General features: G+C 60.7%; 25 protein-coding genes. 20 read left to right on the top strand and 5 right to left on the bottom strand.

Annotation, left to right across the window (positions count from 1 at the left end):
• The first annotated feature begins 8 nt into the window (after positions 1–8).
• The 12 genes from PG897_RS18870 to glmU all read left to right on the top strand — a co-directional run bounded on the left by PG897_RS18870 (position 9) and on the right by glmU (position 10278).
• Positions 9–812 carry a ParA family protein gene (locus PG897_RS18870; RefSeq protein ID WP_005307193.1) on the top strand — a complete coding sequence of 268 codons (804 nt, stop codon included), beginning with the start codon at positions 9–11 and terminating at the stop codon, positions 810–812.
• Positions 809–1723 carry a ParB/RepB/Spo0J family partition protein gene (locus PG897_RS18865; RefSeq protein WP_270829252.1) on the top strand — a complete coding sequence of 305 codons (915 nt, stop codon included), beginning with the start codon at positions 809–811 and terminating at the stop codon, positions 1721–1723. Before PG897_RS18870 ends, PG897_RS18865 begins: the two co-directional genes overlap by 4 nt.
• Positions 1724–1913: 190 nt before the next feature.
• Positions 1914–2324: an ATP synthase subunit I gene (locus PG897_RS18860; protein ID WP_024942393.1), complete on the top strand. Its 411-nt coding sequence runs from the start codon at positions 1914–1916 to the stop codon at positions 2322–2324.
• An 8-nt stretch (positions 2325–2332) separates the two neighbouring features.
• Positions 2333–3115 carry a F0F1 ATP synthase subunit A gene (gene atpB / locus PG897_RS18855; protein ID WP_005307200.1) on the top strand — a complete coding sequence of 261 codons (783 nt, stop codon included), beginning with the start codon at positions 2333–2335 and terminating at the stop codon, positions 3113–3115.
• 58 nt (positions 3116–3173) lie between these two features.
• The gene (atpE, locus tag PG897_RS18850) at positions 3174–3416 is read left to right on the top strand and encodes a F0F1 ATP synthase subunit C (protein WP_005307205.1); all 243 of its coding nucleotides are present in this window, start codon (positions 3174–3176) and stop codon (positions 3414–3416) included.
• Positions 3417–3468: 52 nt separating this feature from the next.
• Positions 3469–3939 carry a F0F1 ATP synthase subunit B gene (gene atpF / locus PG897_RS18845; protein WP_005307207.1) on the top strand — a complete coding sequence of 157 codons (471 nt, stop codon included), beginning with the start codon at positions 3469–3471 and terminating at the stop codon, positions 3937–3939.
• Positions 3940–3952: 13 nt separating this feature from the next.
• Entirely contained in the window at positions 3953–4486 is a 534-nt protein-coding gene (atpH, locus tag PG897_RS18840) for a F0F1 ATP synthase subunit delta (RefSeq protein ID WP_010635592.1), read from the top strand.
• Between the two features lie 15 nt (positions 4487–4501).
• The gene (atpA, locus tag PG897_RS18835; protein ID WP_010635591.1) at positions 4502–6043 is read left to right on the top strand and encodes a F0F1 ATP synthase subunit alpha; all 1542 of its coding nucleotides are present in this window, start codon (positions 4502–4504) and stop codon (positions 6041–6043) included.
• A 43-nt stretch (positions 6044–6086) separates the two neighbouring features.
• Positions 6087–6953, top strand: a complete 867-nt coding sequence (atpG, locus tag PG897_RS18830) for a F0F1 ATP synthase subunit gamma (protein ID WP_005307212.1) — start codon at positions 6087–6089, stop codon at positions 6951–6953.
• Positions 6954–6986: 33 nt separating this feature from the next.
• Complete coding sequence (gene atpD, locus PG897_RS18825) at positions 6987–8375, top strand: F0F1 ATP synthase subunit beta (RefSeq protein ID WP_005307215.1); 1389 nt, start codon at positions 6987–6989, stop codon at positions 8373–8375.
• An 18-nt stretch (positions 8376–8393) separates the two neighbouring features.
• Complete coding sequence (locus PG897_RS18820; RefSeq protein WP_005307217.1) at positions 8394–8822, top strand: F0F1 ATP synthase subunit epsilon; 429 nt, start codon at positions 8394–8396, stop codon at positions 8820–8822.
• Positions 8823–8916: 94 nt separating this feature from the next.
• Complete coding sequence (gene glmU, locus PG897_RS18815) at positions 8917–10278, top strand: bifunctional UDP-N-acetylglucosamine diphosphorylase/glucosamine-1-phosphate N-acetyltransferase GlmU (RefSeq protein WP_026459027.1); 1362 nt, start codon at positions 8917–8919, stop codon at positions 10276–10278.
• A 50-nt stretch (positions 10279–10328) separates the two neighbouring features.
• On the opposite strand, the gene creD is transcribed toward glmU, so the two are convergent.
• The 4 genes from creD to blrA all read right to left on the bottom strand — a co-directional run bounded on the left by creD (position 10329) and on the right by blrA (position 14807).
• A complete protein-coding gene (gene creD / locus PG897_RS18810; RefSeq protein WP_043171119.1) occupies positions 10329–11690 on the bottom strand; it encodes a cell envelope integrity protein CreD in 1362 nt (453 codons plus the stop codon).
• 116 nt (positions 11691–11806) lie between these two features.
• Positions 11807–12601, bottom strand: coding sequence for an OXA-12 family class D beta-lactamase (gene blaOXA / locus PG897_RS18805; protein ID WP_019839806.1), 795 nt, complete (start codon positions 12599–12601; stop codon positions 11807–11809).
• Positions 12602–12676: 75 nt separating this feature from the next.
• Entirely contained in the window at positions 12677–14098 is a 1422-nt protein-coding gene (gene blrB / locus PG897_RS18800) for a beta-lactam sensor histidine kinase BlrB (RefSeq protein ID WP_019839805.1), read from the bottom strand.
• Between the two features lie 34 nt (positions 14099–14132).
• Complete coding sequence (blrA, locus tag PG897_RS18795; RefSeq protein WP_019839804.1) at positions 14133–14807, bottom strand: beta-lactam response regulator transcription factor BlrA; 675 nt, start codon at positions 14805–14807, stop codon at positions 14133–14135.
• 122 nt (positions 14808–14929) lie between these two features.
• On the opposite strand from blrA, the gene PG897_RS18790 reads away from it, so the two are divergent.
• On the top strand, positions 14930–15703 hold the full coding sequence (locus PG897_RS18790; RefSeq protein WP_005307234.1) for a DeoR/GlpR family DNA-binding transcription regulator: 774 nt from the start codon (positions 14930–14932) through the stop codon (positions 15701–15703).
• A 51-nt stretch (positions 15704–15754) separates the two neighbouring features.
• Positions 15755–17587 (top strand): glutamine--fructose-6-phosphate transaminase (isomerizing), encoded by a 1833-nt coding sequence (glmS, locus tag PG897_RS18785; RefSeq protein ID WP_043171117.1) that lies wholly within the window; start codon positions 15755–15757, stop codon positions 17585–17587.
• Between the two features lie 69 nt (positions 17588–17656).
• Here glmS and PG897_RS18780 read toward each other — a convergent pair whose 3' ends face one another.
• Positions 17657–18433 carry a helix-turn-helix transcriptional regulator gene (locus PG897_RS18780; RefSeq protein ID WP_016352388.1) on the bottom strand — a complete coding sequence of 259 codons (777 nt, stop codon included), beginning with the start codon at positions 18431–18433 and terminating at the stop codon, positions 17657–17659.
• A 209-nt stretch (positions 18434–18642) separates the two neighbouring features.
• On the opposite strand from PG897_RS18780, the gene PG897_RS18775 reads away from it, so the two are divergent.
• From PG897_RS18775 to PG897_RS18750, 6 genes are read left to right on the top strand one after another with little or no spacing between them, the layout of a single operon-like run.
• Positions 18643–19404 (top strand): DUF3450 domain-containing protein, encoded by a 762-nt coding sequence (locus PG897_RS18775; protein WP_043171116.1) that lies wholly within the window; start codon positions 18643–18645, stop codon positions 19402–19404.
• Positions 19401–20708, top strand: a complete 1308-nt coding sequence (locus PG897_RS18770) for a MotA/TolQ/ExbB proton channel family protein (protein WP_201882036.1) — start codon at positions 19401–19403, stop codon at positions 20706–20708. Before PG897_RS18775 ends, PG897_RS18770 begins: the two co-directional genes overlap by 4 nt.
• Entirely contained in the window at positions 20705–21235 is a 531-nt protein-coding gene (locus PG897_RS18765) for a MotA/TolQ/ExbB proton channel family protein (protein ID WP_005307253.1), read from the top strand. The genes PG897_RS18770 and PG897_RS18765 overlap by 4 nt, the downstream gene beginning before the upstream one ends.
• Complete coding sequence (locus PG897_RS18760) at positions 21232–21633, top strand: ExbD/TolR family protein (RefSeq protein ID WP_010635580.1); 402 nt, start codon at positions 21232–21234, stop codon at positions 21631–21633. The genes PG897_RS18765 and PG897_RS18760 overlap by 4 nt, the downstream gene beginning before the upstream one ends.
• A complete protein-coding gene (locus PG897_RS18755) occupies positions 21630–22292 on the top strand; it encodes an energy transducer TonB (RefSeq protein WP_017766612.1) in 663 nt (220 codons plus the stop codon). Before PG897_RS18760 ends, PG897_RS18755 begins: the two co-directional genes overlap by 4 nt.
• A 2-nt stretch (positions 22293–22294) precedes the next feature.
• On the top strand, positions 22295–23473 hold the full coding sequence (locus PG897_RS18750; protein ID WP_201882035.1) for a hypothetical protein: 1179 nt from the start codon (positions 22295–22297) through the stop codon (positions 23471–23473).
• Positions 23474–23641 lie beyond the last annotated feature (168 nt).

Raw genomic sequence — 23641 nt, 5'->3', positions numbered from 1 at the left:
GGGACAGTGTGGGAAAAGTCATCGCCATAGCCAACCAGAAGGGTGGAGTGGGTAAAACCACCACCTGTGTGAATCTGGCCGCCTCCATGGCCGCTACCCGCCGCAAGGTGCTGGTGATCGATCTGGATCCGCAGGGCAATGCCACCATGGGCAGCGGTGTCGACAAGTACGAAGTCGAGCGCACCGCCTATGAGCTGCTGATCGAGGACGCCCCCATCGGCGAGGTGATCATCCCCGAAACCTCCGGGGGCTATCACCTGATCGCCGCCAACGCCGACGTGACCGCGGCCGAAATTCGTCTGATGGAGTTCTTCGCCCGCGAGATCCGCCTGCGCAACGCGCTGGCCGCGGTGCGGGACAAATACGACTACGTCTTCATCGACTGCCCGCCTTCTCTCAACATGCTGACCGTCAACGCCATGGCCGCCGCCGACTCCGTGCTGGTGCCCATGCAGTGCGAATACTATGCGCTGGAAGGGCTCACCGCCCTGGTCGACACCATCAGCAAGCTGGCAGCCGTGGTCAATCCGGATCTGAAGATCGAAGGGGTGCTGCGCACCATGTTCGATCACCGCAACCGGCTGGCCAATGATGTGTCCGATCAGCTTAAACAGCACTTCGGGGACAAGGTCTATCGCACCATCATTCCCCGCAACGTAAGACTGGCGGAGGCACCGAGTTTCGGCGCCCCGGCCATGCACTATGACAAATCATCGGTGGGCGCCAAGGCCTATCTGGCTCTGGCTGGCGAGATCCTGCGTCGCCAGGAGCAGGAGCGCCAGGTGACCATCGCAGACCGAGAGAGCATATGACGCCGAAAAAACGTGGGCTGGGCAAGGGGCTGGACGCTCTGCTCAGCACCAGCACGGCCGCGCGCCAGAAGCAGGTGATGAGCGATCAGCGCACCGAGCAGGCCATGGCCCCGACCCTGACCAATCAGGGCGAACTGCGCAAGCTGCCGGTGGAGTGGTTGCAGTCCGGCAAGTACCAGCCGCGCAAGGACATGTCGCAGGATGCGCTGGAAGAGCTGGCCAATTCCATCCGTGCCCAGGGGGTGATCCAGCCTATCGTGGTGCGTCCCCTCGGCGAGCAATCCTTCGAAATCATCGCCGGTGAGCGGCGCTGGCGCGCCTCCCAGCTGGCCCGCCTCGAGGTGGTGCCCTGCCTGGTCAAGGACGTGCCTGACGAGGCGGCCGTCGCCATCGCGCTCATCGAGAACATCCAGCGTGAAGACCTCAATGCCATCGAAGAGGCGGTCGCCCTGCAGCGGCTACTGACCGAATTCGAACTGACCCACCAGCAGGTGGCCGATGCGGTGGGCAAGTCCCGCACCACGGTGACCAACCTGCTGCGCCTCAACCAGCTCAACGACGACGTGAAGCGCTTCGTTGAACACGGTGACCTCGACATGGGCCATGCCCGTGCCCTGCTGGCCCTGAGCGGCCAGGCCCAGTCCGAACTGGCCAAACTGGTAGCCCAGAAGGGGCTGACAGTGCGAGATACCGAGAAGTTGGTGCAAAAGGCGCTGGAACCGGCAAAAGCCGGGGTCGAGCCCGTCCGCGATCCCCAGTTTGGTTATCTCGAGCGCCAGATCTCAGAAAAAATTGGCAATCAGGTACAACTTCAGCCGGGAAAACAGGATAGCGGCAAGTTAGTAATTAGTTACGAGAACTTGGCGGATTTGGACCGGGTATTGAGCTATTTTGGCCTGTCAGAATCGTGATTTTTACGCTTTTTGTAGTAATAAAACATCCATTCCTTTTGATATGAACATAACCTTAATTCTGTGCGGAAAGCCGCAAAAATTAAGGATTTTTGCCATGTTGCAATAGCTGTCTTCAAGGGTATAATTTGACCGGCTTTTTGGGCTGTAAACGCGGGGTCTTCGGATCCCGATTTTTTACAGTTCTGTAATGTTCAGGGGTAGGTTGGTGAAGCAGAAAATAGCCTTGGAAGGTTTAACGCTGGCCTTGGCTATGCTCGTTTGTCAGCTCGTCCTGATCCTGGCGATCAGTACCGTCTGGTTTTACCAGAGCGGTGCGTTTGCCGGACGCTCCTCTCTCTACGGGGGGAGCATGTACTGGGTTCCTCAAGCCCTGTTCACGCTCTGGGTTCTGCGCCGCAAGGTGACGAAAGAGAGCGTGGGCCTGGTTCTGCGGGACTTTTATGGTGGGGCAGGGATTAAGCTCATTACTACAACAGGACTTTTCGCCCTGATGTTTGGCGCCGGGATCGAGGTCGATACCGTCTCGTTCTTTGCCACTTATATCCTCGCCCTCGTTGTACAGTGGATAGTCTCATTCACGCTTAACAACCACTATTAGGAAAACTCATGTCTGCAACCGGAGAAGTCCTGACTCCTCAGGGATATATCTCCCACCATCTGACCCATCTGCAAGTCGGGTCTGGGTTCTGGACAGTCAATGTCGACTCAATGATATTTTCTGTTCTGTTGGGCGCTCTGTTTATCTGGTTGTTCCGCCGCGTAGCCGTCAACGCTACCAGTGGTGTGCCCGGTAAACTGCAGTGCTTTGTGGAGATGCTGGTCGAGTTTGTGAGTGGTAACGTCAAGGACATCTTTCACGGTCGCAACAAGGTCATCGCACCTTTGGCCCTGACGGTGTTTGTGTGGATCTTCCTGATGAACCTGATGGATCTGATCCCCGTTGACTTTATCCCCCACGCTGCACAGTTGATGGGTGTTCCCTATCTGCGTGTGGTTCCCTCTGCTGACGTTAACATCACCATGTCCATGGCTTTGGGCGTGTTCTTCTTGATCCTGTACTACAGCATCAAGGTCAAGGGTATCGGCGGGTTTGTGAAGGAGCTGACGCTTCAGCCTTTCAACCACCCGGCGGCCATCCCGGTTAACCTCATCCTGGAAACTGTTACGCTGATTTCCAAACCTGTTTCTCTGGGTCTTCGACTGTTCGGCAACATGTATGCTGGCGAACTGATCTTTATCCTGATTGCGGGTTTGCTACCCTGGTGGTCTCAGTGGATCCTGTCCGTGCCTTGGGCAATTTTCCACATCCTGATCATCACTTTGCAGGCGTTTATCTTCATGGTGCTGACCATCGTCTATCTGTCGATGGCGCAGGAAGACCATGGTTGATGCAACTCAAATAATCCTTTTTATACAATCAATTACATCTAAATAAATGGAGATCCTCATGGAAAACTTGAACATGGACCTGCTGTACATCGCTGCTGCAATGATGATGGGTCTGGCGGCTATCGGCGCTTCCATCGGTATCGGTATCCTGGGTGGCAAATTCCTGGAAGGTGCAGCTCGTCAACCGGACCTGATCCCTGTTCTGCGTACCCAGTTCTTCATCGTGATGGGTCTGGTGGATGCGATCCCGATGATCGCCGTTGGTCTGGGTCTGTACGTGATGTTTGCGGTTGCCGGCTAAGTCATAGCGACCTCCGGACATAACCCATTAACTAACTAAGAGGACACAGGCTGTGAATATCAACGCCACCCTCCTCGGCCAAGCAGTTGCTTTTTTCTTCTTCGTAGTGTTTTGCATGAAGTACGTGTGGCCGCCGCTGATGGCTGCCATCGAAGCCCGTCAGAAAACCATTGCTGACGGCCTCTCTTCTGCCGAGCGTGCCAAGAAAGATCTGGATTTGGCCAAGGCCAACGCCACCGATCAGCTGAAAGAAGCCAAGCTCCAGGCTGCAGAAATCATTGAACAGGCCAACAAACGCAAGGCCCAGATCATTGATGAAGCTGCTGCCGGTGCCCAATCTGAGCGGGAAAAAATCCTGGCTCAGGGCCGTGCCGAGATTGAAGCTGAACGTCATCGTGCCAAAGAAGAACTGCGTAAGCAGGTTGCTGCTCTTGCCATTGCTGGTGCAGAGAAGATCCTGGCGCGCCAAATCGACCAGGCTGCCAACAGCGACATCGTCGACAAGCTGGTAGCAGAACTGTAACGGGAACGGGGCTATGTCTGAACTGACTACAATCGCTCGCCCCTACGCCAAGGCTGCTTTCGAGTTTGCCGTTGAGCACAAGGCGGTTGACCAGTGGCTGGGGATGCTCGGCTTCGCTGCACAAGTAGCGGAGAACGAGACCATCCACAACCTGGTAAACGGCTCTGTGGCTGCCGAAGAGCTGGCAAAGTTGTTTGTCGGCATCTGTGGTGAGCAACTCGACGAGCATGGTCAGAACCTGATCCGGGTGATGGCCGAGAATGGTCGCTTGGGTGTGCTGCCGGCGGTCGTTGCCGAATTCATCGCGTTCAAGGCTGAACTGGATAAAGAAGTTCAGGCTGACGTGATTTCGGCGATCGAACTGACCGACCAGCAGAAAGCCAATATTCAGGCTTCTCTGGAACAACGTCTCGCGCGCAAAGTGAAGCTGAATTGCAGCATGGATGCGTCCTTGATGGCCGGGGTGCTCATCAAGGCCGGTGACCTGGTTATCGACGGCACGGTCCGCGGTAAGCTGGATCGCATGGCTGACGCGCTGCAATCTTGATTGGGGTATTAGAGCATGCAACTGAATTCCACTGAAATCGCCGAGCTGATCAAGCAGCGCATTGCGCAGTTTGATGTAAAGAGCGAAGCGCGTAACGAAGGTACCATCGTCTCTGTGAGCGACGGTATCATTCGTATTCACGGCCTGGCCGATGCCATGCAAGGTGAGATGATCGAGCTGCCGGGCAACCGCTACGCTCTGGCATTGAACCTGGAGCGTGACTCCGTCGGTGCGGTGATCATGGGTTCCTATGACGGTCTGTCAGAAGGAATGAAAGTAAAAGGGACTGGCCGCATTCTGGAAGTGCCGGTCGGTCGTGGTCTGTTGGGCCGGGTGTTGAACACCCTGGGTCAGCCGATCGACGGTAAAGGTCCAATCGACAACGACGGCTTCTCGCCGATCGAAGTGATTGCACCGGGCGTTATCGAGCGTAAGTCTGTTGACCAGCCGGTCCAGACCGGTCTGAAAGCCATCGATGCCATGATCCCTATCGGTCGTGGCCAGCGTGAGCTGATCATCGGTGACCGTCAGGTGGGTAAGACTGCCATCGCCATCGACACCATCATCAACCAGAAAGACTCCGGCATTAAGTGTGTCTACGTTGCGATCGGCCAGAAGGCCTCCACCATCGCCAACGTGGTACGCAAGCTGGAAGAGCACGGCGCCCTGGCCAACACCATCGTGGTGGTTGCCTCTGCCTCCGAAGCGGCTGCCCTGCAGTACCTGGCTCCGTATGCCGGCTGCTCCATGGGTGAGTACTTCCGTGACCGCGGTGAAGACGCGCTGATCATCTATGATGACCTGTCCAAGCAGGCCGTAGCTTATCGCCAGATCTCCCTGCTGCTGCGCCGTCCGCCAGGACGCGAAGCCTACCCGGGCGACGTTTTCTATCTGCACTCCCGTCTGCTGGAGCGTGCTGCTCGCGTCAACGCCGAGTACGTAGAGAAGTTCACCAACGGTGCCGTGAAAGGCCAGACCGGTTCTCTGACCGCGCTGCCGATCATCGAAACCCAGGCCGGTGACGTATCCGCGTTCGTTCCGACCAACGTGATCTCCATCACCGATGGCCAGATCTTCCTGACTTCACAACTGTTCAACTCCGGTATCCGTCCGGCCGTTGACCCGGGTATCTCTGTATCCCGTGTAGGTGGTGCCGCTCAGACCAAGATCGTCAAGAAGCTGTCCGGTGGTATCCGTACTGCGCTGGCCCAGTATCGTGAACTGGCTGCATTCGCCCAGTTCTCTTCCGACCTGGACGATGCGACCCGCAAGCAGCTGGACCACGGTCAGAAAGTGACCGAGCTGATGAAGCAGAAGCAGTACTCTCCGCTGAGCGTGGCTCACCAGTCTCTGGTGCTGTTCGCCGCGGAAAAAGGCTATCTCTCCGATGTCGAGCTGAACAAGATCGTCGACTTCGAAGCCGCTCTGCTCTCTTACGCCAATACCCAGCATGCCGAGCTGATGGCTGAAATCAATGCCAAGGCCGACTACAACGACGCGATCGTTGGCAAGCTGACTGCGTTGCTGGACAACTTCAAGGCAACCCAGACCTGGTAAGCGTGTGTGGCAGCGCGAGCTGCCACCTGATGGAGAGTAAGAGATGGCCGGCGCAAAAGAGATACGTAACAAGATCGCGAGTGTGAAAAACACTCAGAAGATCACCGGCGCTATGGAAATGGTGGCAGCAAGCAAGATGCGCCGTGCGCAAGATCGCATGTCTGCCAGCCGTCCGTACGCTGAAACCATGCGCAAGGTGATCGGCCATATCGCTCAGGGGAACCTGGAATACAAGCACCCCTACCTCATCGAACGTGAGGTCAAGCGAGTGGGTTACATCGTCGTCTCCACCGACCGTGGCCTGTGTGGTGGTCTGAACATCAACCTGTTCAAGGCTGCCCTCAATGACATGAAGCAATGGAGCGCGAAAGGAGCCAAGGTTGACCTGGCTCTGATCGGCAACAAGGCCTCCAACTTCTTTGAACGGCACGGCGCCAAGGTGAAAGCTCACGTCGCAGGACTGGGCGATAACCCGAGCGTCAATGACCTGATTGGTTCAGTCAAGGTCATGCTGAAGGCTTACGACAACGGTGAGATTGACAGGCTGTATCTGGTGTACAACAAGTTCGTCAACACCATGGTTCAGCAACCACGAGTCGATCAACTGCTGCCTTTGCCCGTAACTGAAGACAGCAAGCTCGCCAAGAAACACCACTGGGATTACCTCTATGAGCCGGATCCCAAGCAACTGCTGGATACCCTGCTGATTCGCTACGTCGAATCCCAGGTCTACCAGGGGGTAGTGGAAAACTTGGCAAGTGAACAGGCAGCCCGAATGGTTGCCATGCAAGCCGCGACTGACAACGCCGGTAACCTGATTAACGATCTGCAACTGGTATACAACAAGGCCCGTCAGGCCAGTATTACCCAGGAACTGACAGAGATCGTGTCCGGTGCTGCTGCGGTGTAAGGCAAGGGTTATCAAAGGTTTAGAGGATTTGACATGAGTAACGGTTTCATCGTCCAAATCATCGGCGCTGTGGTGGACATCGAGTTCCCGCAAGATGCCGTGCCCCAGGTGTACGATGCACTGAAGGTTGTCAGCGAAGGTCAAGGCCAGGGTCTGGTGCTGGAAGTTCAGCAACAGATCGGTGGCGGCGTCGTTCGTTGCATCACCATGGGCTCCTCCGACGGTCTGCGTCGTGGGTTGGAAGTAGTGAATAGCGGTAAATCCATCCAGGTGCCGGTCGGTGTATCGACTCTGGGTCGGATCATGAACGTACTGGGCGATCCGATCGACGAAAAAGGTCCGATCGGTGAAGAAGAGCGTTGGTCCATCCACCGCGCGGCTCCCAGCTACGAAGATCAGTCCAACAGCAACGACCTGCTGGAGACCGGTATCAAGGTTATCGACCTGGTATGCCCGTTCGCCAAGGGTGGTAAGGTTGGTCTGTTCGGTGGTGCCGGTGTAGGCAAGACCGTAAACATGATGGAGCTGATCCGTAACATCGCGATCGAACACAGCGGTTACTCCGTGTTCGCCGGTGTAGGTGAGCGTACCCGTGAGGGTAACGACTTCTACCACGAGATGATGGAGTCCAACGTACTGGACAAAGTATCTCTGGTTTACGGTCAGATGAACGAGCCGCCCGGAAACCGTCTGCGCGTGGCGCTGACCGGCCTGACCATGGCCGAGAAGTTCCGTGACGAAGGTCGTGACGTGCTGTTCTTCGTGGACAACATCTACCGTTACACCCTGGCCGGTACCGAAGTATCCGCACTGCTGGGCCGTATGCCCTCCGCAGTAGGTTACCAGCCGACCCTGGCCGAGGAGATGGGTGTTCTGCAGGAGCGCATCACCTCCACCAAGACCGGTTCCATCACCTCCGTACAGGCCGTTTACGTGCCTGCGGATGACTTGACCGACCCGTCTCCGGCGACCACCTTCGCCCACCTGGATGCGACCGTGGTACTGTCCCGTCAGATCGCGGCACTGGGTATCTACCCGGCCGTTGACCCGCTGGACTCCACCTCCCGTCAGCTGGATCCGCTGGTGGTTGGCAAGGAGCACTACGAGACTGCTCGTGGCGTTCAGACCGTACTGCAGCGCTACAAAGAGCTGAAGGACATCATCGCCATCCTGGGTATGGATGAACTGTCAGAAGAAGACAAACTGACCGTAGCCCGTGCCCGTAAGATCGAGCGTTTCCTGTCCCAGCCGTTCTTCGTGGCCGAAGTGTTTACCGGTTCCCCGGGCAAATACGTGCCGCTGAAAGAGACCATCCGTGGTTTCCAGGGCATCCTGAAAGGCGAGTACGACGATCTGCCGGAGCAGGCGTTTTACATGGTTGGCAGCATCGACGAAGTTGTCGAGAAAGCCAAGAAACTGTAAGCCTCGATAGGAGGGCCCATGGCTGAGATGATCTCCTTTCACCTGGACGTGGTGAGTGCCGAAGGAAAACTGTTTTCCGGTCGCGTGCAGTCCGCTCAGGTATCAGGCTCCGAAGGTGAGCTGGGTCTCCGCCACGGTCATGCTCCGTTGCTGACTGCCATCAAGCCGGGCCTGGTCCGCTTGGTGAAGCAGAACGGAACTGAAGAGGTGCTGTACATCTCCGGCGGCATGCTGGAAGTGCAACCCGAAGCCGTGACCGTGCTGGCGGACACCGCGATTCGTGCCGACGATTTGGATGAGGCGAAAGCCCAGGAAGCCAAACGCGCGGCGGAAGAGCGGATCCACAGCTCCCATGGTGATATCGACTACGCCCAGGCCGCTACCGAGCTGGCCAAGGCGATGGCTCAACTGCGGGTCATCGATATCGTCAAAAAGAATTACCGTTAATAACGGTGAGGTAAAAAGCGACCTGCGGGTCGCTTTTTTTTTACTCGTTGGATAGACTCCGCCGAGTATTTCTTCATGTTCCAAAGGTCGAATTATGTCCCTCAACGTCGTGATCCTTGCTGCGGGTAAAGGTACCCGTATGCGTTCCTCCCTGCCCAAGGTACTGCACCCGGTCGCCAACAAGCCCATGGTCTCCCATGTGATCGATACCGCCCGCCAGGTGGGTGCCGAGCAGCTGCACCTGGTCTATGGCCACGGTGCCGAACTGCTGAAGGAGCGGATCCAGGCATCCGACCTGAACTGGGTGCTGCAGGCCCAGCAACTGGGAACCGGTCATGCGGTGGCCCAGGCCATCCCGTTCTGGAACGATGAAGACGACGTGCTGGTGCTGTACGGCGACACCCCGCTGATCCAGCCCGAGACCCTGCAGCGGCTGCTGGCCGCCAAGGCCGCCGACGGCATGGCGCTGCTGACCGTGGTGCTGGACAACCCGACCGGCTATGGCCGTATCGTGCGCAGCAATGGCCAGGTGGTCGGCATCGTCGAGCAGAAGGATGCCAACGCCGAGCAGCTTGCCATCCGCGAAGTGAACACCGGCGTGCTGGTGGCCAACGGTGGCCAGTTGCGCAGCTGGCTCTCCCGTCTGGACAACAAGAATGCCCAGGGCGAGTTCTATCTGACCGACGTCATTGCCATGGCCCACGCCGACAACTGCCCCATCGCCGCGGTTCACCCGGACAGCGCCATGGAGGTTGAAGGGGCCAACAACCGGGTGCAGCTGGCCCAGCTCGAGCGCAGTTATCAGCAGATGCAGGCCGAGAAGCTGATGATCGCCGGTGCCACCCTGATCGACCCGGCCCGCTTCGATCTGCGCGGCACCCTGGAGATCGGGGAAGAGGTGGTGATCGACGTCAACGTCATCATCGAAGGCAAGGTGGTGCTGGGCAACCACGTCCGCATTGGGGCCGGCAGCGTGCTGAAGGATTGCGTGATCGGCGATCACACCGAGGTGAAACCCTACTCCGTCATCGAAGGCGCGCAAATCGCCGATCAGTGCTCGGTCGGTCCCTTTACCCGCCTGCGCCCGGGTGCTGTACTGGAGCAGGATGCCCACGTCGGCAATTTCGTCGAGATGAAGAAGGCGCGCCTCGGGGTTGGCTCCAAGTGCGGTCATCTGACCTATCTGGGTGATGCGGACGTCGGCGCCAAGGTGAACATCGGTGCCGGCACCATCACCTGCAACTACGACGGGGTGAACAAGTTCCAGACCATCATCGAGGACGACGTCTTCGTCGGCTCCGACACCCAGCTGGTGGCGCCGGTGCGCATCGGCAAGGGGGCGACCCTGGGGGCCGGTTCCACCATCACCAAGGACGTGGCCGAGAACGAGCTGGTGATCACCCGGGTTCCCCAGCGCCATATCCAGAACTGGGCGCGCCCGGTCAAGAAGAAGTGATGCCCGATCAATGAAATGCAAACCGGCGCCTGATGGCGCCGGTTTTGTTTTCAGCTCTCCTGCCCGCTGGCGGGGGGCATCGGGGCGTTCCCCATCACCCGATACCAGTCCAGCTTGCGGGTCAGCACCATGACCAGCGCCAGGATGGCGAACAGCAGCAGGGCGCCGAGCAGCAGGGCTATCTCTTCGGCCTGCAGCAAGCCGAACAGGATGGCGTAGACCAGCCCGAGCAGGGCCGCGAAGCCGAGCCCCTGTTTGGGGCCGCCCAGCACATGGCTGAGGTAGAAGCCGTTGAGGGCCACGCTGGCCAGGGCGGCAATCAGATAGGCCCAGGCAAAGCCGAGGTGTTCGGTCAGGGCCAGCAGCACCAGATAGAAGATGGCCAGCCCCATGCCCACCAGCGCGTACTGGATCGGGTGTACCCGTAGCCCCTTGAGCAGTTCGAACATGAAGAAGCTGAGGAAGGTGAGGCCGATGAACAGCAGCGCATACTTGGCGGCCCGCTCGTTCTGCTGGTAGTGATCCACCGGCTGTACCAGGCTGACGCTGAAGGCAGGCAGATCGCCGCTGGCATCTTTCATCATCCGGTTGAAGCGGCTCTCCATGTCGGTGGCAAACCAGCTGCTCTGCCAACTGGCCTCGAAACCGCTGGCAGTAAGGGTGCGGCTGCCCGGCAGAAAGTCACCGATGAAGTTGGGGTGGGGCCAGTTGCTGGCGAGGTTGAGCCTGCTGTCCTGGCCGAGCGGCACCACTTCCAGCTGGTTCATCCCCTGCAGATCCAGCTCGATATGAAAGGCACCGTCTGCTCCCGGCAGGGTGGCAAGCGGTGCATGAATACCGGCCAGCCCGTCACCCAGCAGGGCGCCGGGGGCGAACGGGATGCGCTGCTCACCCAGTTGCAGCTCGGGTACCCGGTTGATGCCGCGGGCATCGGACAGCACCAGGCTCAGATAGGGTTTGCCTGCCACCAGGGCGGGATCTGTCCCATCGACGGTCAGATCAGGTTCGCCGCTGATCAGGGTTTTACCGTTCAGTTCGGCAGGCAATCGCCCGGAGAGGGAGAGCCGGGTGTGATAGACCTGGGCCTGGTAGATGCCGAGCTTGCGCGGGGTCACCTCCATGCTGGCCTGCACATCCAGCTGTTCCGGCAGCAGGTAGCGATAGAGCTGCAGCTTGCGCTCGAAGCGCTTGCCATCCTGCTCCACCGTGACGGTGCGGGTATAAGGCTGCACCACGACCGGCCCCAGCAGTCGCTGCGGCCCGCTGCTGCTGGCCATGATGCTGTGGATGGCCTGGCTGCGATAGGCCTGGCGCTCCCGGTTCAGCTCCATGATGGATTGCACCGGCACCATCAGCAGCAGGCTGAGCAACAGCAGCAGAAAGATCTTGTGGCTGAATATCTGTTTGACCATGACACGTCTCCTTGTTGATGGAGCGAGTGTGGCTGGGTCGGGTGAAGGGGGGATGGGGCTGTGTGAAGTGGAGGTGAAGGGGGATAAAAAACCGGCGCAGAGCGCCGGTCTGGGTATCACAGGGTTTTCAGTTTGGCCGGCAGGGCGGCCAGCACCTCTTCCCTGGCCCTGAGGGAGGCAAACTGCTTGCCGGGTTTCTGCACCACGGTGTGGACAAAGATGAGCTGCTTGCCCGGTTTGCTGGCCCAGCCGACGAACCAGCCGATCTGCTGATCCCGGTTGAGGCTGCCATCCAGCTTCTTCGGATAGCCCATGCCGGTCTTGCCGTGGATTTGCCAGCCGTCGATCTCGCTCACCTTGAGGATGTTGGCGGTGTACTGCAGGGTCTGCGCCGACACCGGCAGCTTGCCGCTCACCATCTTGCCGAGGAAGCGGGCCTGCTCCTCTGGACTGATGGCCAGGCTGGAGCTGAGCCAGGCCTGGGTCAGACCGTCGTGTTTGCCGGGGTTGCCGGAGAGATCCCGGTTGCCGTAGTCGAAACGGTCGACGTACTGCTGGAAGCGATCCATCCCCAGCCATTCGGTGATCTGCTGGGAGAACCAGACCACCGAGTAGGTTTCCCAGCGGCGCGGGGTGGTGGTCTCCCGCCAGGCGGGCAGCCAGTCGTCGTAACCCGGCTTGAAGGGCAGTGCCGGGTGCTCTTCGTCTACCAGAAAGCCGCTGTCATAACCCATCAGCGCCAGCGGGATTTTGAAGGTGGACGCGGGTGGCAGCTGGCTTGAACAATCCCCTTCGCTGGAGAGGGTCTGGCCGTTGCCGTCGGCATAGAGAAAGCAGCCGGTGGCGGCGCTGGCAGGCAGCGAAAACAGCAGGCCTGCGCCGAGCAGGCCGGATAACAGAAGGCGGGACATGGGGGCTCCTTGAGCACATAAAGTTCGCTGGGAAAACATCAGCATAGCGCCGCTTTATGTGCCCAGTGTGAAGTGTCAGCCCGCTGGCAACCAGAGCTCGGCCAGCACCCCGCCGTCAGCCTGGTTGGTGAGGGTCAGCCGACCGCCGTGCTGGCGCGCCACCTCCATGGCGAAGCTGAGCCCGAGGCCGCTGCTCTTGCCCTTGTCGGGTCTGGGCAGGGAGTAGAAGCGCTCGAAGATGCGCGGCAGGGCATAGTCCGGAATACCGGGTCCCTGATCCCGCACCCGGAAGCAGTAACCCCCCTCCTCCATGGTGCCGCTCAGCCTGAGAGTGCTGCCGACGGGGGAGAAGTCGAGGGCGTTGTCCAGCAGGTTGCCGAGGGCCTGCTCCACCAGCAGCGGGTCCCACTTCTGTTTCTGGGCTTCCCCCAGCTCGGCGTGCAGGGTGATCTGGCGGCGCTGGGCCAGGATCTGACGGGCGTCGAGCGCCCGCCTGCCCAGCCTGGCCGGCTCGACCGCCTGTCTGTCCAGCCCCTGCCCCGATTCCAGTTTGGCCAGCTGCAGCATCCGCTCGATCAGCTGCTGCATGCGGGCCGTCTCCAGATTGATGTTGCCGATAAAACGCTTTGCGACGTCCAGCGGCGGCACCTCGGTCAGTATTTCCCCTGCCCCGCGAATGGCGGCCAGCGGGCTCTTGAGCTCGTGGGTCAGGCTGTGCACATAGGCTTCGATGTAGGCCTTGCCGTCCAGCTGGCGGCGCATGGTCTCAAGGGAGCGGCCGAGCCGATCCAGCTCCGGGCTGTAGAGGCGTGGCAGAGTGGCGGGCTGGCCCTGGCTGACCGCATCGGCATAGTGCACCAGCTTGCCGATGGCGCGGTTGAGCCACCACACCAGCAGGGCGCCGATGAGCAGCGAGATGAACAGCAGTAAGGCTGCCCCCTGCAGCAGCTGGTGCTCGCTGCGTTCTATCATGGGCAGCAGGGTACGGTTGGGTTTGGCGACGGTGAGGGAGCCGAGGATGTCGTCCCCCTCCCGCAGCGGGGCGGCGACGTGCATCACCGAGCTGGTGGGATCGTCGGGATCGCTGCGGGTGCTGCGGGCGCCGTATTCGCCGCGCAGGGTCAGGTAGACGTCGTTCCAGCGCGAGTAGTCCTTGCCCAGATCCACCCCGTCCGAGTCGTAAACCACCTTGCCCCAGCGATCGACCACATAGATGCGGTACTCCGCCTGCTGCTTGAGGTGGCCGTCGATGAGGGCGTTGATGGGGCTCTGGTTGAGGCGAGCGAAGGCGCTGGCCAGCCGGCCGTCGGCCATCTTCCCCTCCTGCAGGTCATCCAGCGCCAGCGGGGCCAGCATCTGGGCCATGTCTACCAGGGTATCTTCGGTGGCGCTGCGCACCCCGGGTTTGATCTCCTCGACGAAGATCTCCAGCACGAACCAGGCGGCCAGCGCAAAGATAAGCACCAGCCCGCACAGCAGTTGCAGTCCGATTCTCATGTCATCCCCCGGCCGTGACCCGGCAACCGTCTGTTCATGCCTGCTCCAGGCTGTAACCCAATCCGCGGTGGGTCAGGATCAGGTTGGCGTCCGGATCCCGCTCTCGCAGCTTGGCGCGGATGGTCTTGATGTGGGTGTCGACGGTGCGATCCAGGCTCTCTTCCGCCCCGCTCCACACCAGATCCATCAGCTGCTGGCGGGAGTAGACCCGGCCCGGCGTCAGCATCAGGGTCTTGAGCAGCAGGTATTCGTAGCGGGTGAGCGCCAGCGGCTGGCCGTGAAAGCTGATGCGGGCCCGCTCCTCGTCCAGGGTGAGGGCCTGGCTCGGCTGGGGGGCGGCTGGCTGGCTGCGGCGCAGGATGACCCGCACCCTGGCGCACACCTCGCGGGGCGAGAAGGGCTTGGCCACGTAGTCGTCGGCGCCTATCTCCAGCCCGATCAGGCGGTCTATCTCTTCGCTGCGGGCGGTGAGGAACATCAGGGGGACGTCGCAGCGGGCTCGTACCTCCTTGCACAGCTCGAAGCCGCTGATGTCCGGCAACCCCACATCCAGGATCAGGAAGTCGGGGCGCGACTGAGCAAGTCGCGCCAGCAACGGCTGGCCGAGGGAAAACCACTCCACCTCGAAACCGTCGGTTTGCAGGGCATAGATCAGGGTGTCGGCGATGCTGGCTTCATCTTCTACCAGCCAGATGGTTCGTTTTTGCATGGCATCCTCGTCGCAAATCAGCCCCCCATTCTGGCATCGAACCATATCGGATCCTATTTGCCGTTTGATTTTTCCAGAAAAGGCATTAATATTTCGACATTCTTTCGAATCGAAACTTTAAGATGACCAAACGTAATACTCAGCAGCGCCGTCACACCATCGTCAGCCTGGTGCAGGAGCAGGGTGAAGTGAGCGTCGATGCCCTGGCCAAGCACTTCTCCACCTCCGAGGTGACCATTCGCAAAGATCTGGCCGTGCTGGAGACCGGTGGCCTGTTGCTGCGTCGTTACGGTGGCGCCGTGCCCCTGCCCAGCGAGATGGTGGTGGACGGCAATCCAGAGCAAGTTTCGAAACGAAAGCTGGCTATCGCCAAGGCGGCGGCCGAACGGATCCGCGATCACAACCGTGTCATCATCGACAGCGGCACCACTACCAGCGCCATGATCCCGCTGCTCGGCAACAAGCGCGGTCTCATCGTGATGACCAACTCCCTCAATGTAGCCGGCGCCCTGCGCGAGCTGGAAAACGAGCCTACCCTGTTAATGACGGGAGGCACATGGGACCCCCACTCCGAATCCTTCCAGGGTCAGGTGGCGGAGCAGGTGCTGCGCTCCTATGACTTCGACCAGCTGTTCATCGGCGCCGACGGCATCGATCCGGAACGGGGTACCACCACCTTCAACGAGCTGGTGGGCCTGTCCCGGGTGATGGCCGAGGTGTCGCGGGAGGTCATCGTCATGGTGGAGTCGGAAAAGATCGGTCGCAAGATCCCCAATCTCGAACTGCCCTGGTCCAGCATCCATACCCTGGTGACCGACGAGGGGCTGGCCATCTCGGCCAGAGAACGAATTCAGGCCAAGGGGATCCAGCTGATCTGCGCCCCCGTGGCAGTCTGACCTGAACAAATGATTATCCAACCGAATCAATAGCGTCTTAAGGAGAAGTGTATGTGTGGCATCGTCGGGGCCGTCGCCCAACGTGATGTGGCTGAAATTCTGGTAGAGGGTCTGCGCCGTCTGGAATACCGCGGCTACGATTCGGCCGGTGTGGCCGTGTTCAGCGCCAGTCAGCCGCTGCAGCGGGTGCGTCGCCTCGGCAAGGTGGCCGAGCTGGCCAAGGCGCTGGACGAGCAGTCCGTGCACGGCGGTACCGGCATCGCCCACACTCGCTGGGCCACTCACGGCGAACCGTCCGAGCGCAATGCCCACCCTCACGTCTCCGAGCATATCGTGGTGGTGCACAACGGCATCATCGAGAACCACGAAGAGCTGCGGGAAGAGTTGAAGGCGCTGGGCTATGTGTTCAGCTCCGACACGGATACCGAGGTGATCGCCCACCTGGTGCACCACGAGCTGAAAGCCGCCCCCAGCCTGCTGGCTGCCATGCAGGTGGCGGTGAAGCAGCTGCGCGGCGCCTACGGCACCGTGGTGATGGACAGCCGTGACGACAGCCGCGTGGTGGTGGCCCGTTCCGGCTCCCCGCTGGTGATCGGCCGCGGCATCGGCGAGAACTTCATCGCTTCCGACCAGATGGCGCTGCTGCCAGTGACCCGTCGCTTCATCTTCCTGGAAGAGGGTGACGTGGCCGAAGTGACCCGTCGCGACGTGCACATCTTCGATACCCACGGCGAGGCCGTGGTGCGTGAAGAGCAGGAGTCCGAACTCTCCCACGACGCCGGTGACAAGGGCGAGTACCGCCACTACATGCTCAAAGAGATCCACGAGCAACCCAAGGCCATCACCAACACCCTGGAAGGGCGTCTGGGCGGTGATCACGTGGTGGTTGAGTCCTTCGGCAACGGTGCGCGCGCCATCTTCGACAAGGTCGATCACGTGCAGATCGTCGCCTGTGGCACCTCCTATCATTCCGGCATGGTGGCTCGCTACTGGTTCGAAGAGATCGCCGGCGTCTCCTGCGACGTGGAGATCGCCTCCGAATTCCGCTACCGCAAGTCGGTGGTGCGCCCCAACAGCCTGCTGGTGACCCTCTCCCAGAGCGGCGAGACCGCCGATACCCTGGCTGCCCTGCGCCTGGCCAAGGAGTCCGGCTACATGAGCTCGCTGGCCATCTGCAACGTGCCGGGCTCCTCCCTGGTGCGTGAATCGGATCTGGCCTTTATGACCCGAGCCGGTGCCGAAATCGGGGTGGCCTCTACCAAGGCGTTCACCACCCAGCTGGCCGGTCTGCTGATGCTGGTGGCCTCCATCGGTCGTTGCCGCGGCCACCTGAGCACCGCCGCCGAAGCTGAGCTGGTCAAGGCGCTGCAGGCCCTGCCGCTGCGCATCAAGGAGAGCCTGGCGCTGGCCAAGGATATCGAGGCCCTGGCCGAAGAGTTTGCCGACAAGCACCACAGCCTGTTCCTGGGTCGCGGCAGCCAGTACCCCATCGCCATGGAAGGGGCGCTCAAGCTGAAAGAGATCTCCTACATCCACGCCGAGGCTTATGCCGCCGGTGAGTTGAAGCACGGTCCGCTGGCGCTGATCGATGCCGAGATGCCCATCATAGTGGTGGCGCCGAACAACGATCTGCTGGAGAAGCTCAAGTCCAACGTGGAAGAGGTGCGTGCCCGTGGCGGTATCCTCTACGTCTTCGCCGATGCCGATACCGGCTTCAAGAGCGACGAGACCATGCGGGTGATGAGCCTGAACCACGTGGAAGAGGTGATCGCGCCGATCGTCTATACCGTGCCGCTGCAGCTGCTCTCCTACCATGTTGCCCTCATCAAGGGCACCGACGTGGATCAGCCGCGCAACCTGGCGAAATCCGTGACCGTGGAATAAGCCGTCGCCGGAAATGAAAAAAGAGCCGCATTGCGGCTCTTTTTTATTGGCTGTGCTGCCGGGCTGGCGTCACGACAACCGCAGGTTGGTGATAGTCACGTCGTCCAGCGAAGGTACTATGATGCCGCTGGAGATGCTCTTGGCGATCGCCTGGTTGCGGTTCTTCGAGTCGGTCTTGTTGGTGACCTGATTGAGGTGGAAGTTCACGGTCCGCTCGCTGATGCCGAGGATGGTGGCGATCTCCCAGGAGGTCTTGCCCTCGCTGGCCCAGAACAGGCACTCCTTCTCCCGATCCGACAGCTCGGTCAGGTACTTCATCAGATCCGGCCTGCTCTTTATCAGCTGCAGCGCCGAGTTGAAGATGTAGCTGGCGCAGAACGACAGCAAGGGAACGTTTTCAAACATCAGATCGGAATTGGACTTCTCCTTGCTGATGAAGGAGAGGATACCGTGTTCCCCCTGCGGCGTGTGCAGCGGGAAGGAGACGCCGTTTCTCACCCCGAAGTCGGCGGCCAGGTTCATCACCTCCCGGCTGGCGCTGGGCAGCCAGGGGGAGTCGCAGTCGAGCTTGTTCCAGAAGATGGGCTGGGTCTGTTTCAGCCCCAGGAAGACGACCGGATCCTGGGTCAGGTAGTGCCGCTCCGAATAGGCATCGAACCAGCTGGTGGGGCAGTTGTTGAACAACGCCACATGGGATTTCTGCATGCTGATGGGGAAAATAATCAGCAAACGAAAGTAATCAAAGCCCATCTGGTGACTGAAGCGCTCCAGCTGCTGCTGGATGTCGCTGGTCTTCTTGGCCTTGGTGAACCGATCGATATGTTCCCAGATCGCATCGTTGAACATGAACTTCTCCTTTTTCGATCTCTATCACATTGATCGAAAAGATATTTTTTATTTATTAATTTGGTGTTGTGACGAACAACGCCAGTGACTCCCGTGCTTGCTTAAAAATTATCCTGTTTTTTCAGCCGAAGGCCAACAAAATCATCTGATTGCCACTGACCCTCCACTCTGAGACAATGAGAATAGTTATCATTGTTAAGATTTATATCATGAACAAGTTTTGGGGTTTGGCCTTGTTGCCACTGTCAGTCCACTTCGCTGCCGGCGCCGACGAGCTGGTCGCGCCGGCACTGAAAAACAGCATAGCTGCCGGGAAAGCCTCCCAGCAGCGCGTGGAGAAAGCCGCCGATGCGGCCGTTGCCGCCAGGCTGGAGCTGCAGAATGCGCAGCTGCAACTGCGCGATCTGGAAGCCTACAACCGCTACATGCAGTCTCTGGTGGCCGATCAGCAAAATGAACTGGGTAAGCTGAGTCAGCAGCTGGAAGCGGTACAGGAGACCCGGCAGGGCCTGATCCCGCTGATGTTGCAGATGCAGGCCGATCTGGAGCAGCTGGTACAAAATGACATTCCGCTGCGCAAGGAAGATCGCCTGGCGCGGGTTGAACAGCTGAAAGCCACTCTGGCCAGGGCTGACGTGAGCGAGGCGGAGAAGTTCCGCCAGCTACTGCAGGCCTATCAGATCGAAGCGGAATATGGCAGCCGGCTCGACAGCTATGCCGCCGAACTGGTGCTGGACGGCGCACCGCGCCGGGTCGACGTGCTGGCGGTGGGTCGGGTCTCCCTGTTGGCGATGACCGCCGATCGTTCCCAGGCGTGGCGCTGGTCCGGGCAGAACAAGCAGTGGCAGCCCCTCGACAGCCAGTGGCTCTCCCCCGTCGCCGAGGCACTGGAGATGGCCGCCGACAAGAAGGTTCCCCAGTTGTTGAATGTCCCCCTTTCTGTCAGCCGTGGTCAGGAGGCCCAGTCATGAGCGTCACCATGAAGTGGTTCCCCCTCGCCCTCGCCCTCTCTCTGGGCACCACTGCCGCTGTGGCCGACGAAGCCTGGCAGCAGCAGGAACAGGCCCGTGAACAGCAGGCACAGCAGGATCTGGCGTCCGTCTCCAAGGAGCTGAACAGTACCCGCGCCAAGCTGGCCGAGGCCCAGCGCCTGAGCAAGGAGCTGGCCAGCCAGTTCGCTACCAATGAGAAGCAGCTGGTGGAGCTCAATGCCCAGTGGGAGCAGGCCTCCGGCGACATGAACGAGATCTTTGCGGTCACCCGTCAGGGGGCCAGCGATGCGGTCAAGCTGCTGAGTGAATCCGCGGTCGAGGGTCAATACCCCGAGCGCCTCGCGCCGCTCAAGGCGATGGCACAGGAGAAGCAGGTACCGGATCGTGCCGCCCTCGCCCTGCTGCCTGCCACCCTGCTGCAGGAGATCCGCGAGTCGGGCCGGGTTGCCCAGTTCAACGGCAAGGTGCTGGATGCCCAGGGGGCGGCGAGCGAGCAGCCACTGACCCGGGTCGGCAGCTTCGCGCTGTTTGGCGAGCAGGGGTTCCTGCAGCCAACCGCCGAAGGTCTGAGCCCGGTGCTGGGCCTGCCCGGCAACGTGCTCTCCGCCGCGGCCGCCTATCAGGGCCAGGAAGGAGAAGCGCTGCCGCTGGATCCCTCCCACGGCACCCTGCTGACAATGCTGGCGCAAGCCCCTACCTTCTGGCAGCAAGTCCAGCAGGGCGGCCAGGTCGGCGCCATCATAGTGCTGCTGGCCGCCATCGGCCTGGGGATCGCCGGGGTGCGGCTGTGGAGCCTCTCCCGTGAACTGGGTCGGGTTCGTCGCCAGCTCAAGAGCGGTGAGTATCATGCCGACAACGCCCTCGGCCGGGTGTTGACGGTGGTGGACAAGCATCCAGAGCTGAGCATGGAGACCCTGGAACTGCGTCTCGATGAGGCGATCCTGCAGGAGACCCCTCGCATGGAGCGCGGCATCGGCATGGTCAAGGTGATCGCGGCCATTGCCCCCATGCTGGGTCTGCTCGGCACCGTGACCGGGATGATCGGCACCTTCCAGGCCATCACCCAGTTCGGCACCGGCGATCCCAAGATCATGGCGGGCGGCATCTCCATGGCACTGATCACCACGGTACAGGGTCTGGTCGCGGCCATTCCGCTGATCCTGGCCCACAGCCTGCTGCAGTCCCGCTTCACCGAGCTCTCCAACGTGCTGGAGCAGCAGGTGGCCGGCATTCTGGCCGAGCGGGCCGAAAGCAACCGTGACGGGATGGAGCGGGCGGCATGATGCTCGACATCTGGCAACAGCTGCAGAGCTTCATGGGCCGTGGCGGCCCGGTGCTCTGGGTCATTCTGGCCCTGCTGGTGCTGATGTGGATTCTGATGATCGAGCGGCTGCTCTACCTCAACCTGGGGTTTGCCCCGCTGCAGCGCCAGCTACTCGGCCGCTGGCAGGCCCGCAGCGAGCGCCACAGCTGGCACGCTCGGGCTATTCGCGGGCGCTGGCTGGCCGAGGCCGAGCTTGAGCTAAACCGTCATCTGATCTTCATCCGCACCCTGGTGGTGCTCTGCCCCATGCTGGGGCTGCTGGGTACCGTGACCGGCATGATAGGCGTATTCGATGCGTTGGCCGCGGCCAACCGCTTTAACCCGGAGAGCATGGCGGGCGGGATCTCCCGTGCCACCATCCCCACCATGGCTGGCATGGTGGTCGCGCTCTCCGGCGTGTTGTTACTCAGCCGGCTCGAGAGCCAGGCCAAGCGTGCGCTGGCCAAGACCCGGGACGGCCTGCGAGAAGAGAAGGTAATGCAATGAGACGGCAATCCAAACGCCAGCGCGACGAAGTGCAGATCGACATGACCCCCATGCTGGATATCGTGTTCATCATGCTGATCTTCTTTATTGTCACCACCTCATTCGTGCGCGAAGCCGGGCTCGAGGTGCACAGGCCCCAGGCCAGCCAGGCCAAGGCGCAGAAGTCCTCCAGCATCATGCTGGCGATCGGTCCCCAGGGGCAGATATTCCTCGACCGCAAGCAGATCGACGTGGAGCGAGTACAGGCCAGCGTCGCCCGCCTGCTGGCGGAACAGCCCGATGCCAGCCTGGTGATCCAGGCCGACGAGCGGGTACCCCACGGCAAGGTGGTGCGGGTGATGGATGAGGCCAAGGCGGCAGGCATCGCCAACATCGCCGTGGCGGTGGCACCGAAATGAAATACAAGCTGATGAGCCTGGGGCTGGGAATTGCCCTCAGTCTGGGGATCCTGCTGTTCATGGCTACTCTGGTGGAGCCGCCCAGAGGGGAGAAGGCGAGCGCCGAGCAGAAGTCCATCGTCATCAACATGCAGAACGAGGTGACCGAGGTGCAGGTGCGTGAGCGCCCGGTACCCCAGGAGCCGGAACCCCTGCCGGAGCCGCCTGCCGCGCTGGCCTCGACGCCGCTGCCTATGCCGGCGGCGGCCCCGCTGCCCTCGGTGCAGCCGAGCCTGGATCTGGTCTCCAGCCTCAGCGCGGTGCAGGTCTATGCCCCTGGCGTCGCGACCAGTCCCAACCCGGTCGCGAGCGGCAACTTCCATGGCCAGCAACAGGGTGCCGGGATCGGCGCCGGTGACATGTTGATGCCGCTGCAGCGGATCGAGCCAGTCTATCCCTATCGGGCCCAGCAGGCCGGCATCGAAGGGTCGGTGACCCTGCGTTTCAGCGTCGATGCCGACGGTCGGGTACAGGATGTGGAAGTGGTCGAGGCCAAGCCGAAGCGTCAGTTCGAGCGGGCGGCCATTCAGGCGATCAACAAGTGGCGCTATCAGCCGAGACCCGGCGCCACCGACAAGCTGGTGCAAGTCATCACGCTCAAATTCAAACTGGAGTCATAACTATGTTGCGGATCTGGATCTGTGTGCTGGCCCTGGTCAGCCAAGCCTGTCTGGCGATGGAGGTGAGCCCCCATTTCTCCCGCCAGCTGGAGCCCGTGATGAAGCTCTATCAATCCGGCCAGTGGCAACAGGCCCAGAGCAAGGCATCCGGCCTCAAACCAAATAGCGATGCTGAGCGCGCCTGGCTGGCCCAGTTGCAGGCGTCCCTGGCTGCCAACCTGCAGCAGACCGCGCAGGCGAGCCGCTACGTGGAGCAGGCGCTGGCCTATAAAGAGTGGCCCGAGCAGCAACAGCTGCAACTGCTGCGGCTGCGCGGCGACATCCAGGCCCAGCAATCCAACTGGGCCGGTGCCATCGCCAGCTACAAGGCTGCGTTGGCCATCAAGGCTGATGATGCCTTGCGCCTGCGTCTGGCCGGCCTCTATTACCACAACAAGCAGTACGGTGAGGCGGCCGGCCAGAGTGAACAGCTGTTGAAGAAGAGCTGGCAGAAGCAGGCAGCCATCATCCGCCTCTCCGCTCTCACCGCGCTGCAGCGCTACGGCGTGGCGGCCGATCAGGCCGCAGAGCTGATCCGCCACGAGCCGACAGAGAGCAAGTGGTGGCAGCAGGCGGTGTCGCTCAACCTCTCCGCCAAGCGCGGCGATCAGGCGCTGGCACTGCTGCAAACCGCCATCGACCGTCAGCTGATGGATGATGCCGCCACCCGCAACCAGCTGATCCGTCTTTATGCCTGGCAGGGACTGCCCTATCGCGGCGCCCGCCTGCTGGAAGCTGCCATGGTGAAGGGACAGATGAAGCAAAGCGCTGAGAACCGTCAGCTGTTGGCCCAGTTGTGGGAAGGGGCGCGCGAGTGGCCGAAGGCTGTCGACAGCTGGCAACTGCTCGCCCGTGAGCATACTCATCCCAAGGCGGCCATGCGCGCCGCCGAGCTGCTGTTGCAACAAGGCAAAACAGATGCCGCCATGACCCAGCTCGCGGCCATCAAGTCGGTGAAAGGGGAGCAAGGCAACAGGGCCAAGGCATTGCTGGTGCAAGCACACCTTAATAAGGAGCAGTATGCCGAGGCGCTGGTGCTGGCCCGTGAACTGCAGCAGCAGGGCAACTGGCAGCAGCGGGCGACCAGCTGGGTCAACTATATCCAGGCTCAAAGCGAAGAGTTGAGCAAAAAATCGGCGTGAAACTGGGCGAAAACCTGTGATTAGAGGGCTTTAGTCTGCTTTTTCAGCAAACGAACGCATTTTTGCAAAAAGCCCTTGTCATCGCGACGCGCCTCCCTATAATGCGCCCTCACCAGCACGGCAGAACACGCCAACCTGATGAGCTCGCTTCCTCGTGAAGCCAGCGCC

The organism is Aeromonas sp. QDB20 (assembly GCF_027707805.1).
Classification (GTDB): domain Bacteria; phylum Pseudomonadota; class Gammaproteobacteria; order Enterobacterales; family Aeromonadaceae; genus Aeromonas; species Aeromonas dhakensis.
This window is presented reverse-complemented; position numbering and strand designations above follow the sequence as displayed.